This window comes from Streptomyces sp. GC420 (genome assembly GCF_009916105.1).
Classification (GTDB): domain Bacteria; phylum Actinomycetota; class Actinomycetes; order Streptomycetales; family Streptomycetaceae; genus Streptomyces.
In genome coordinates this window covers 1-11,040 of the sequence record NZ_JAAAXQ010000284.1, presented here as the reverse complement: position 1 = coordinate 11,040, position 11,040 = coordinate 1, and the positions used below count along the sequence as shown (strand labels likewise).

Annotated in this window: 10 protein-coding genes and 1 pseudogene; 6 read left to right on the top strand and 5 right to left on the bottom strand. The window is 72.8% G+C overall.

Annotated features, from left to right (window positions below):
• Positions 1-337: 337 nt before the first annotated feature.
• Positions 338-1,738 carry a dihydrolipoyl dehydrogenase gene (gene lpdA, locus GUY61_RS27725; protein WP_166632991.1) on the top strand — a complete coding sequence of 467 codons (1,401 nt, stop codon included), beginning with the start codon at positions 338-340 and terminating at the stop codon, positions 1,736-1,738.
• 169 nt (positions 1,739-1,907) lie between these two features.
• On the opposite strand, the gene GUY61_RS27720 is transcribed toward lpdA, so the two are convergent.
• The gene (locus GUY61_RS27720; protein WP_166632990.1) at positions 1,908-2,339 is read right to left on the bottom strand and encodes a CoA-binding protein; all 432 of its coding nucleotides are present in this window, start codon (positions 2,337-2,339) and stop codon (positions 1,908-1,910) included.
• Between the two features lie 58 nt (positions 2,340-2,397).
• On the opposite strand from GUY61_RS27720, the gene GUY61_RS27715 reads away from it, so the two are divergent.
• Positions 2,398-3,024, top strand: coding sequence for a YigZ family protein (locus GUY61_RS27715; protein WP_166632989.1), 627 nt, complete (start codon positions 2,398-2,400; stop codon positions 3,022-3,024).
• A gap of 192 nt (positions 3,025-3,216) precedes the next feature.
• On the opposite strand, the pseudogene GUY61_RS41950 reads toward GUY61_RS27715, so the two are convergent.
• From GUY61_RS41950 to pnuC, 3 genes and pseudogenes are all read right to left on the bottom strand, one after another.
• A pseudogene (locus tag GUY61_RS41950) lies at positions 3,217-3,459 on the bottom strand (DUF1206 domain-containing protein); the annotation flags it as partial.
• A 247-nt stretch (positions 3,460-3,706) separates the two neighbouring features.
• Complete coding sequence (locus GUY61_RS27705; protein WP_208106531.1) at positions 3,707-4,771, bottom strand: AAA family ATPase; 1,065 nt, start codon at positions 4,769-4,771, stop codon at positions 3,707-3,709.
• A gap of 131 nt (positions 4,772-4,902) precedes the next feature.
• A complete protein-coding gene (pnuC, locus tag GUY61_RS27700) occupies positions 4,903-5,598 on the bottom strand; it encodes a nicotinamide riboside transporter PnuC (RefSeq protein ID WP_166632988.1) in 696 nt (231 codons plus the stop codon).
• A gap of 512 nt (positions 5,599-6,110) precedes the next feature.
• Between pnuC and GUY61_RS27695 the strand changes: the two genes are divergently transcribed.
• Entirely contained in the window at positions 6,111-6,662 is a 552-nt protein-coding gene (locus GUY61_RS27695) for a YcxB family protein (RefSeq protein WP_166632987.1), read from the top strand.
• Between the two features lie 89 nt (positions 6,663-6,751).
• On the opposite strand, the gene GUY61_RS27690 is transcribed toward GUY61_RS27695, so the two are convergent.
• Positions 6,752-7,168 carry a nuclear transport factor 2 family protein gene (locus tag GUY61_RS27690; RefSeq protein WP_166632986.1) on the bottom strand — a complete coding sequence of 139 codons (417 nt, stop codon included), beginning with the start codon at positions 7,166-7,168 and terminating at the stop codon, positions 6,752-6,754.
• A gap of 49 nt (positions 7,169-7,217) precedes the next feature.
• Between GUY61_RS27690 and GUY61_RS27685 the strand changes: the two genes are divergently transcribed.
• From GUY61_RS27685 to GUY61_RS27675, 3 genes are all read left to right on the top strand, one after another.
• The gene (locus GUY61_RS27685; RefSeq protein WP_166632985.1) at positions 7,218-7,700 is read left to right on the top strand and encodes a MarR family winged helix-turn-helix transcriptional regulator; all 483 of its coding nucleotides are present in this window, start codon (positions 7,218-7,220) and stop codon (positions 7,698-7,700) included.
• A gap of 237 nt (positions 7,701-7,937) precedes the next feature.
• Positions 7,938-9,092: an exonuclease SbcCD subunit D gene (locus tag GUY61_RS27680; RefSeq protein WP_166632984.1), complete on the top strand. Its 1,155-nt coding sequence runs from the start codon at positions 7,938-7,940 to the stop codon at positions 9,090-9,092.
• A partial coding sequence (locus tag GUY61_RS27675) for an AAA family ATPase (protein ID WP_166632983.1) occupies positions 9,089-11,040 on the top strand: 1,952 nt, incomplete at its 3' end. The genes GUY61_RS27680 and GUY61_RS27675, both read left to right, overlap by 4 nt.

The following is an 11,040-nucleotide window of genomic DNA, read 5'->3' as shown; positions in this document are numbered from 1 at the left end:
GTGCGGATCGCGACCCCCGACGGGCCGGGCACCACGAACGGCGCCGCCACCTCCCGCAGCCCACCCACACCCATCACCCCCGACCCAGTATCGAAGGAACTTTTCCCACCATCACACCCAACGACCACCATCAGTCCAGGTCACGCATGCGAGACAAGAACGCCAGTTCCCCGCCGGAGGGTGCGCCCGTCACTACCTGACGACCCGATCACACGATCCGGAACACACTTAAGCCCAGCCGACCGCCACATGGTCCCAATGCCCCGGAACGTGTCGAAGATCTCTCCGGCTCACCGCCCTCCTGCGCGCCGCTGCGCCGAGTCATATCGTGCAGAGCATGAGTGCGCACTTTGACGTTGTTGTCCTCGGCGCAGGACCCGGTGGCTACACCGCCGCCGTCCGCTGCGCCCAGCTGGGTCTGTCCGTGGCGGTCGTCGAGAAGCAGTACTGGGGCGGGGTCTGCCTCAACGTGGGCTGCATCCCATCCAAGGCACTGCTGCGCAACGCCGAGCTGGCCCATATCTTCACCAAGGAGGCGAAGACCTTCGGCATCCACGTCGAGGGGCAGGTCCGCTTCGACTACCGCGAGGCCTACGCGCGCAGCCGCAAGGTCGCGGACGGCCGGGTCCGCGGAGTGCACTACCTGATGAAGAAGAACGGCATCACCGAGTTCAACGGGACCGGCTCCTTCACCGACGCCCACACCCTGCGGGTCACGGGCGCCGACGGCGGCGTCCAGGACGTCACCTTCGGGCACTGCATCATCGCCACCGGCGCCACTACCCGCCTGCTGCCCGGCACTTCCCTCAGCGAGCGCGTCGTCACCTACGAGGAGCAGATCCTCAGCGAGGACCTGCCGCGCAGCATGATCATCGCGGGTGCCGGCGCCATCGGCGTCGAGTTCGCCTACGTGCTGCACAACTACGGCGTCGACGTCACCGTCGTCGAGTTCATGGACCGCATGGTCCCGCTGGAGGACGAGGAGGTCTCCGCCGAGCTCGCCCGCCGCTACCGCAAGCTCGGCATCAACGTGCTCACCTCCACCCGTGTCGAGTCCATCGACGACTCCGGCGAGCAGGTGCAGGTCCACGTCACCACCGGCGGGCAGCGCCAGACCCTGGCGGCCGACAAGGTGCTGCAGGCCATCGGCTTCCAGCCACGGGTGGAGGGCTACGGCCTGGAGAACACCGGCGTCAAGCTCACCGACCGGGGCGCCATCGCCGTCGACGGCCGTCTGCGCACCAGCGTCCCGCACATCTTCGCGATCGGCGACGTGACCGCGAAGCTGATGCTCGCGCACGCCGCCGAGTCCATGGGCGTCGTCGCCGCCGAGACCATCGCCGGCGCCGAGACGATGGAACTCGACTACGTGATGATCCCGCGCGCCACCTACTGCCAGCCGCAGGTCGCCAGCTTCGGCTGGACCGAGGCGCAGGCCCGCGAGCAGGGCTTCGACGTCCGGGTGCAGAAGTTCCCCTTCACGGCCAACGGCAAGGCCCACGGTCTCGGTGACGCGAACGGATTCGTCAAGATCGTCAGCGACGGCAAGCACGGCGAGTTCCTCGGCGCTCACCTGATCGGCCCAGAGGTGACAGAGCTGCTGCCCGAACTGACACTCGCGCAGCAGTGGGACCTCACGGTCCACGAGGTGGCCCGGAATGTGCACGCCCATCCGACGCTCGGCGAGGCGGTCAAGGAGGCCGTCCACGGCCTCGCCGGCCACATGATCAACATGTAGCCGGGACCCCCGGCACCTCCGGGAGCCCCGCGAGTCCCGGGAGTCCGGGACCTCCGGGGCGGCCGGTACCTCCGGGAGCCCCGGCACCCGGGGCGGCCGGAAAGCCGGGGCATCCGGACTCCGACGCCGGTATCCCGGGGGCCGGGCTCGCGTCCGCCGTGCCGGAGCCTCAGCCCAGCCGCGGGATCTCGATGGCGGGACAGCGGTCCATCACCATGTCGAGCCCCGCGGCACGGGTGCGCTCGTACGCCGCCTCGTCGATCACCCCGAGCTGGAACCAGACGGCCTTGGCGCCCACCGCCACCGCCTCGTCGGCGACCCCGCCCGCCAGATCGCTGTTGACGAACACATCGACCACGTGGACCGGGAACGGGATGTCCGCCAGCGAGGCGTAGCCCTGCTCGCCGTGCACCGTCTCGGCCTTCGGGTGCACGGGCACGATCCGCTTGCCGTACCGCTGGAGCACCCGCGCGACCCCGTAGGCCGCGCGCCGCTCGTTGCCGGAGAGCCCCACCACGGCCCACGTATCACCCGAAGAGGTGAGAATCCGGCGGATCGTCTCCGCGGCCGCGTATCCGCCCGCGTAACCGTCTTCATTCATGACCGCGTCAACCCGGGGCCCGGCGCGGTCATTCCCGCAGGCGGCATAGGCTGGCCGGATGCAGGACCAGTATGTGACGGTCGCCCGGGAGGGCGTGCACGAGTCCGAGATCAACCGTTCGCGCTTCATCTGCGCGCTCGCCCCCGCCGCGACGGAGCGGGAGGCGCAGGACTTCGTCGCCCGTATCCGCAAGGAGCACCCGACCGCCACGCACAACTGCTACGCGTACGTCATCGGCGCGGACGCCTCCGTGCAGAAGGCGAGCGACGACGGCGAGCCGGGCGGCACCGCCGGGGTGCCGATGCTCCAGATGCTGATGCGCCGCGACATCCGCTACGCCGTCGCCGTCGTCACCCGCTACTACGGCGGGGTCAAACTCGGCGCGGGCGGCCTGATCAGGGCGTACGGAGGAGTCGTGGGCGAGGCGCTGGACGCCGTCGGCACCCGCGCCCGCCGCCGCTTCCGCCTCGCCACGGTGACCGTGGACCACCAGCGGGCGGGCAAGCTGGAGAACGATCTGCGGGCCACCGGGCGCGCGGTGCGCGAGGTGACCTACGCCGAGGCCGTCCGCATCGAGGTGGGCCTGCCCGAGGCGGACGTCGACGCCTTCCGCGGCTGGCTCGCCGACGCCACCGCCGGCGCGGCCTTGCTGGAACTGGGCGGCGAAGCCTACGGCGACGGCTGAGCGACGGCCCCGCGGGGCCGTCGCCCGCGCGGGCGGTCGCAGCCATGCGGGGCCGGGGCCGCGGACCGCCGGGGCGGGCAGGGGTCCGTCGTCCGGCACCCGCCGCTCGACGCCGGGGCCGTGTCGGACCCTGCGCCACTTGGCCGTCGCGAGCGAGAACAGCCCGAACATCAGCAGGCCCACCGCCGTCACAGTCGGCAGCCAGCGGCCCGCCGGGGCCTCGGTGAACGCCCGCAGGGTGTCGTCGACCCCCTTGACCTCGTCCGCGTCGTACTCGGCGGCCGCCTTCACGGCGAAGGCCCCGATGACCGCGAACAGCAGACCACGGCTGATCCCGCCCACGACACCGAGCACATCCACGGGGCGGCGCAGCCGCGCGGGGATGCGGTACTGCCGCAAGTGCTTGTGGAACGTGCGCAGCGCCGACCGCACCATGATCGTGACGCCGCCGACCGCGAGCGCCAGTCCGGCGAGGCCCACCAGTCGGCGGCCGCCGCTCAGCTCCAGGGCCTTCAGGTGATGTCGTGCTCCTTGTCGCCGCTGCCACCCGATCCACCCGATCCGCCCGACCCGCCGGAGCCGGTGCCTCAGCAGCCGTCGGACGGGCGGTCGTCCCGGGGTCCCGCCGGTTGTGCCGTCCCGGGGCCCGCGTCCTCCGCGGGGACCTCGACGAGGCCCCGGTTCAACCCCGTTCCGGCAGCGGGTCCGCGAAGTGCCAGCCGCGCGCGAGCAGTTCGTCCACCGCTGCCACGGCCGTGCGCAGCCGCTCCTCGTGCGGGCCGGTGAGCAGCAGGTGGGGCAGGGCGCGGCGGGTGAGTTCGGTACGGAAACGGTCGGTCATCCAGGCGCGCAGGTGTTCACCGTCGCGCAGTCCGTCGTCCTCGAAAGGAACGCCCGTGTGGTCGGTGAGCAGCCACAGGTGCTGCCGGCCCCGGGCCGCGACGGCCTCGACCGCGGGGCTGCGGGCGCCCAGGTAGCGTTCGTGCCAGATGGCGGTGGCCAGAGCGTCGGTGTCGCAGAAGAGGACGGGGGAGCCGGCACCCGCCGCCGCGTCCTCCTGCGCCGACTGCCGTTCGGCGATCAGCTCGAAGTCGGCCGATTCCCAGGTGACTTCGCCGAAACCCGCGTCCGGCCGGGCCGCGCGCAGCCGCTCGTACTTCTCCACGCTGAACCGGCGCCCGTATTCAGGCACCCACTGTGTCGGCGCCCAGACCCCGCCGCGGGCACGGTAGTGCGCGGCCAGGGCACGGGCCATGGTGGTGGTGCCCGTGGACTCGGCGCCGACCACGACCACCCGGCGGGCCAGCGCCGCGCGCACCGGGGCGGCCAGATGGGGCCAGCAGCCGGCCGGGTCCTCGCGGACGGCCGTCCCGGAGACCGGGTACGCGGTGCGGCCGGCGTCCACGGTCACAGCCACCGCCCCGAAGCGGCGGCCCAGTTCGGCCCCGTACGCCTCCGAGGTGAAGACGGCGTCGACGCGGTCGGGGACGGCGGCACGGAAGACCGCCATGTGCGCGTCCCAGACGGCGGGATCGGAGTAGTCGACGGGAACGTCGTCCATCGCGCCGACCACCTCGATGTGCTCCTCCGGGTGCACCGCGCGCATCCACGCCACCCGCTCAGCGAGCGGCACGGACTCCGCGGAGGAGGCGCAGACCAGCACCGTGAGCCGGCGGCAACGCGCGGCGGCGCTGCGTACCAGATGGTGGTGGCCGGCGTGAGGCGGATAGAACTTGCCGAGGACCAGCCCGTGTCCGAAGCAGGGCCCGTGTTCCTGCCCGTCCTCGCGGTCGTCCTCGCGGCTGTCCGTGCCGCCGGCCGTGCGCACCGGGAAGGTGTCTCGTCCGCGCGTGCCTCTGTACGTGCCTTCGTAGGTGCTCACGCCGCGGCCTCCACCGGGCCCGGCCCTGTGGGCTCCGCCTGCCCCGCCGGTCCCAAGGGGCCCGCCAGCGCGGTCAGTTCGCGCCGCCAGTTGCGCAGCCCGAGTACGCACAGGGCCATGAAGCCCAGGTAGAGCAGTGCGGTGAGGTACAGCCCCTTGTAGGCGTAGAGGGGGGTGTAGACGATGTCGGCGGCGATCCACAGGTACCAGGACTCGACCTTCTTCCGGCACTGCCCGTAGGTCGCGGCGAGCGACAGGGCGGTGGTCAGCGCGTCCCAGAAGGGCACGGTGGAGTCGGTGGCGCGGTCCAGCAGCAGGGTCAGCAGCACGGTGCCGGTGAGTGTGGCGGACCCCAGGACCCACCAGGTACGGGCACGCGTGCGGCTCACCGGCAGGCGGCCCGCGGCCGACTCCGGACCACCCGTCACCCAGGCCCACCAGCCGTAAACCGCCAGTGCGATGTAGACGACCTGCAGTCCGGCGTCCGCGTACAGCCCGGCGCCCGAGAAGAGGAGGATGAAGAAGAGGTTGTTGGCGATGCCGATCGGCCAGTTGGCGATGTGCTGGCGGGCGACGAGCCAGACGCACAGTGCCCCGCTGCCGAAGCCCAGCACCTCCACCCAGCTGACCGGGGTGTCCAGCGCGGTGAAGAGAGGCTGCTGGAGGGGTGCGAGCAGGTCCGTGATGTCCACGCGGCGACTCCGTAAGTGTCAAAATGACGATAAGCGGAGCGGGGTGGCCGGGACAAGGGAATTGCCCGCCCTTCGCCCCCGCCGCCGGACGGTGGGCCCCAGCCGGGCGGGCAGCCCCGTCCCGCCGTCGCGGTCGTCGCCGCCATGGCCCCTGTCGCGTCATGGCCCCCGTCCCGTCGGGGCTCCGGTCCCGCCTGGCGACCCGGCCCGCAACCCCGGCCCGGGTCGCCACGGGGGTGCGGGCGCCCGGATCCGGTCGAAGCCCGGGCCGCGCGGGGCCCGCAGTGTGGCGGCGGGCGGGCCCCGCGTGGGCCGGCCGCCCGTCTTCCGGTCGGGGCCGGCCCGGTCCCGGACCCGTCGACTCCTCGTCGGCTCCCCGGCGGACACCCGGGGCGGCGCGCGAGTCGGGCGGCACGGCGTCGAGAGCGTAACGGTATGGGTCACCCCGTACCGATTAGGGAGAAAGTGATCCTATGATCCGGGGAACGTCCGACCGGGAGGAATTGAAGGGCATGGCCGAAAAGGCACAGGTCGCGGAGTCGGTGAAGCTGGTCTACCAGCCCACGGCCGAGGACATCATCGAGGCGCTGCACGCACGCGCGCAACTGGCCCGCAAGGCCAATCTGGTCCGGGGCGGCGTGGTCTTCGTGCTCGTGTGCGCCTTGCTGATCACCGTGTCGTTCGCCAAGGGCGACTCCTCGCCCGTGCTGTCCCCCGTGCTGGCGACCGTCTTCGCGGCGCTGGCCGGAGCGGTGGTGCTGATGATGGGCAAGCTCCTGCAGCGCAGGATGGCGCACCGGATCGTCGCCGCCCAGGGCAAGTGCCGCACCACCGTCGACGACTCCGGCATGCGCACGGTGACCGAGAACGGCGAGGCGACGGTCGGGTGGGACCGCTACCCCCGCTATCTGGAGACCGAGAACCTGTTCGTGGCCCTGAGCCCGGACCGGCGGTCCGTGGGTGTCGGTGCCCTGCCCAAGCGCGGCCTGCGGAGCAGGAAGGACGTCGACCGGCTGCGCGAGATCCTCGACCGGAACGCCGTCCGCGCCGGTCAGGGGGTATAGACCCTCGCGCGACAGCCGGGGTTCCGCTCGGCCGCCCGCATCCGGCCGGGCGTGCCCGGCCGGATGCGCGGCATCGGGTTTCCGGCTGCTCAGGCGGGTGTGAGTGGTTCGTAGCAGTCGTAGTTCCGCTGGGCGGTGATCTTTCCGTCGCGGAATTCGAGGAACGTCGCGATGTGGGCCCGCAGAGTGTGTCCTGCGGGCAGGTCGCCCAGAGGGACGGCCGTCGTCCCGGTCCAGAGCACCTCCATGGCGACCTGGTCCCCCATGGCGAGGGCGTTGACCACCTCGAAGCTCTGCGCGCTCAAGCCGGTGCGGCCCGCCTCGGCCGCGGCGCACAGGCCGGCCAGGTCCCGGACGTTGCCTTCGGGGAAGAGGGCGTTGGGCAACTCGTGGTGCGTGGCATCGGGATGGAAGAACGCGGCGAGTTCGTCACCGGTGGCGAAGCCGGCGACGGCTCGGTGGTAGCGGACCGCGGTGTCGATGTTGGGATGCTGTTGCGGCGACATGTCAACAACCGTAGTTGCACAACCATGGTTGTCAATGCAGGATGACCCCATGCCACCCTCACTCGACCCGCGGCGACTGGACACCGGAACACTCGCCCTCTTCGTCGGTCAGGCCGCCGCGGCGCTGGTCCGGGAGCAACTGGCCGACCAGGGGTTCGGCGATCTGCGCTTCTCGCACGGCTATGTCTTCCAGCACCTGATCGACGACGAGCCCACGGTGGGCGAGCTGGCCACGCGACTGGCCATGACCCAGCAAGGAGCCTCCAAAGCCGTGGCGGAACTCGAACGCCTCGGTTACTGCGAGCGCGTGCCCGACGCCGCCGACGCCCGCGTCCGCCGCGTCCGGCTGACCGATCGCGGCCGGGACGCCGTGCACGCGGCACGGCAGGCCCGCAACGCCCTCGAACGGCGACTGACCGACCGCTTCGGCGAGCGGTGCCTGGCCGAGCATCGGGATCTGCTGGTCCGGCTCCTGGACGAACTCGGCGGAACCCCGGCGGTGGAGCGTCGGGCCGTGCGACCGCCCCGGTAGCCACGCGGAACCCGCGGCGACCGCCCGTCCTGCGCCCGGGAGGGTGCGGATGGCGCCTTCCGCGCACGGTTGTCAGTGGTGACGGATAGCCTGCTCTCCGGCCCGTGTGGGGCCGATGGGGCACCGGGTCGCACAGCGGCCGGGTGCCGGCGGCGAACTGAATGAACCGGATGAACCGGATGAACCGGAGGGGCGGCGGACGATGACGGTCGGGGCGGAACCGGTCGGAGCGCAGTGGTGAGACTGCTGCACACCTCCGACTGGCACCTGGGGCGCTCGTTCCACCGGGCCGGACTCCTCGACGCCCAGAAGGCGTTCATCGACCACCTGGTGACCGTCGTGCGTGAGCACGAGGTGGACGCGGTGCTCGTCGCCGGGGACGTCTACGACCGGGCGGTGCCCCCGCTGGCCGCCGTGGAACTGTTCGACGACGCCCTGCACCGGCTCGCCGAACTGGGCGTGCCCACGGTCATGATCTCCGGAAACCACGACTCCGCGCGCCGGCTCGGTGTCGGCGCGGGCCTCATCGGCACGGCGGGCGTCCACCTGCGTACGGACCCGTCCGGCTGCGCGACCCCGGTCCTGCTCTCCGACGCGCACGGCGACGTGGCCTGCTACGGACTGCCCTACCTCGAACCGGCTCTCGTCAAGGACCAGTTGGGCGTGACGAAGACCGGTCACGAAGCGGTGGTCGCGGCCGCCATGGACCGCGTGCGCGCCGACCTCGCCACCCGCCCCGAAGGCACCCGCTCCGTCGTCCTCGCCCACGCCTTCGTCACCGGCGGGGAACCAAGCGACAGCGAACGCGACATCACCGTCGGCGGCGTGGCGGCCGTGCCCGCCGGGGTGTTCGACGGGGTGGACTACGCGGCCCTCGGCCACCTGCACGGCTGCCAGACGATCACAGAGCGCGTCCGCTACTCCGGCTCGCCGCTCGCCTACTCCTTCTCGGAGGCCGACCACCGCAAGAGCATATGGCTCGTCGACCTGGGCCCGCGCGGGGAAATCACCGCCGAGCGGATCGACTGCCCGGTACCGCGCCCGCTCGCCCGCATCCGCGGCCGCCTCGAGGACCTCCTCGAGGACGAGAGGCTGGAACGCCACACCGGCTCGTGGGTCGAGGCCACCCTCACCGACCCGACCCGCCCCGCCGAGCCCATGACCCGTCTCGGCGCACGCTTCCCGCACACCATCAGCCTCGTCTTCGAGCCCGAACGCGCCCCGGAGGACCCGGCCGCCTCCTACGCCCGGCGCCTCGAGGGCCGCAGCGACCAGCAGATCGCCGAGGACTTCGTCGCCCATGTGCGCGGAAGCGGACCCGACGAGAGCGAGCGGAGCGTGCTGCGGCAGGCCTTCGACGACGTACGCACCGAGGAGGCACTGGCCGGGTGAGGCTGCACAGACTCTCGATCACCGCGTTCGGGCCGTTCGGCGGCACCCAGGAAGTCGACTTCGACGAACTCTCCGCCGCCGGGCTCTTCCTGCTCCACGGGCCCACCGGCGCGGGGAAGACCTCCGTACTGGACGCGGTGTGCTACGCCCTGTACGGGTCGGTGCCCGGCGCCCGGCAGGCCCCCGGCGCCTCGCTGCGCAGCGACCACGCCGCCTCCGGCCTGCCCACCGAGATCCTCCTCGAACTCACCGTCGGCGGACGGCGGCTGGAGATCACCCGCAGGCCCGAGCAGCTCCGCCCCAAGAAGCGCGGCACCGGCTTCACCCGCGACAAGGCACAGAGCCGGCTGCGCGAGTACGACGCCCCGGCCGGGCAGTGGAAGGCGCTCAGCCGTTCCCACCAGGAGATCGGCGAGGAGATCGCGCAACTGCTCGGCATGAGCAAGGAGCAGTTCTGCCAGGTCGTCCTGCTGCCCCAGGGCGACTTCGCGAAATTCCTGCGCGCCGACGCCGAAGCCCGCGGCCGGCTGCTGGGCCGGCTGTTCGACACCCGGCGCTTCGCGGCCGTCGAGGAACGCCTCGCCGAGCGCCGGCGCGCCACGGAAGCCCGGGTCCGGGCCGGCGACGACCGGCTCCTCGCCATCGCCCACCGCATGGCGCAGGCGGCCGGCGCACCCGGTCCCGACGGCTGGAGCCCCGGCGAGCCCGGACTCGCCGAGGCGGTCCTGCAATGGGCGGCCATCCACCGGGCGGACGCCCGGGAGCGGATGACCGTACGCCACCTCGCGGCCCGCACCGCGGAGTCACGGCGGAAGGCAGCCCGCGCCGAACTGGAGGAGGCACGTGAGCTCGGCCGCCTGCGGCGCCGGTACGACGAGGCCCGAGAGCGTGCCGGCCGGCTTGCCGAGCGCGCCCCGGAACAGCGGGAACTGGAGGCCCTGCTGGCCCGTGCCCGCAAGGCCGAGACCGTCGCCCCGGCACTCACGCTGCGCACCGGCGTGGAGGAGGAGCACCGGGGCGCCGCGGCCGAGGAGCGCCGGGCCCGCGCCCTGCTGCCGCCCGGCCAGGCCGAAGCGAGCGGCGCCGGCCTCACCGCGTACGAGCGCGCCCTGCGCCGGGAACTCGGCGGTCTGGAGTCGGCCCGGCGCGCCGAGCGCCGCCTGGCCGACATCGCCGCGGAACGCGAGCGCCTCGACCGCCAGGCCCGCGCCGACGAGGAACTGCTGCGCGAGCACGCCGAGTGGTCCGGGGGATGGGATGCCCTGCGCCGTGCCCACCGGGACCGCGTGGACCACGCCCAGGAGGCGGCCACCCGCGCCGCCGGCCTCGGCGGCCGCCTCGACACCGCCGAGCGCCGGCTCGCCGCCGCCCGCCGCCGGGACGACCTCGTGCGCGGCCTCGGTGACACCCGTGATCTTGTCGCCCTGGCGCGCGACCGCGAGGCCGCGGCGCGCGGGCACTGGCTCGACCTCAGGGAGCAGCGCCTGCGCGGCATCGCCGCCGAACTGGCCGCGGAGCTGTCGGACGGCCAGCCGTGCGGCGTCTGCGGATCCACCGAACATCCGCGCCCGGCTCGCAGGTCGGACGGCCACGTGGACCGGGCCACGGAGGAAGCGGCCCTCGCCGCCCACCGCACGGCACAGGAGTCCCGCGCCGCGGCGGAGGCGGAACTGAGCGCGCTCCGCGAGCAACTGGCGGCCACCCGCGCATCGGTCGCGGACCTCGCGGGCCTGCCCGCGCGGTCGCCGGCGGCGCCGGCCCGAGGCATGGCCCCTGCCCGCGGTGCGGTCCGCTCACGCTCGCACGTCCGTGACGGCGGCAGCACGGCCAGCGAGTTGAAGAACTGGCTGACCACGATCGTCGCCTGGGTCAGGGTGACCGCCTTCTGGTACGCCGGTTCGTCGGCGGTGAAGTCGGACAACGGGATCCCCGAGGAGTGGATGGTCCA

Excerpts from the sequence above, each read along its gene's own strand:
- GUY61_RS27715 (WP_166632989.1), top strand. The coding sequence starts at position 2,398 with ATGCAGGACCAGTATGTGACGGTCGCCCGGGAGGGCGTGCACGAGTCC.
- GUY61_RS27720 (WP_166632990.1), bottom strand. The coding sequence starts at position 2,339 with ATGAATGAAGACGGTTACGCGGGCGGATACGCGGCCGCGGAGACGATC.
- lpdA (WP_166632991.1), top strand. The coding sequence starts at position 338 with ATGAGTGCGCACTTTGACGTTGTTGTCCTCGGCGCAGGACCCGGTGGC.
- GUY61_RS27695 (WP_166632987.1), top strand. The coding sequence starts at position 6,111 with ATGGCCGAAAAGGCACAGGTCGCGGAGTCGGTGAAGCTGGTCTACCAG.
- GUY61_RS27690 (WP_166632986.1), bottom strand. The coding sequence starts at position 7,168 with ATGTCGCCGCAACAGCATCCCAACATCGACACCGCGGTCCGCTACCAC.
- GUY61_RS27685 (WP_166632985.1), top strand. The coding sequence starts at position 7,218 with ATGCCACCCTCACTCGACCCGCGGCGACTGGACACCGGAACACTCGCC.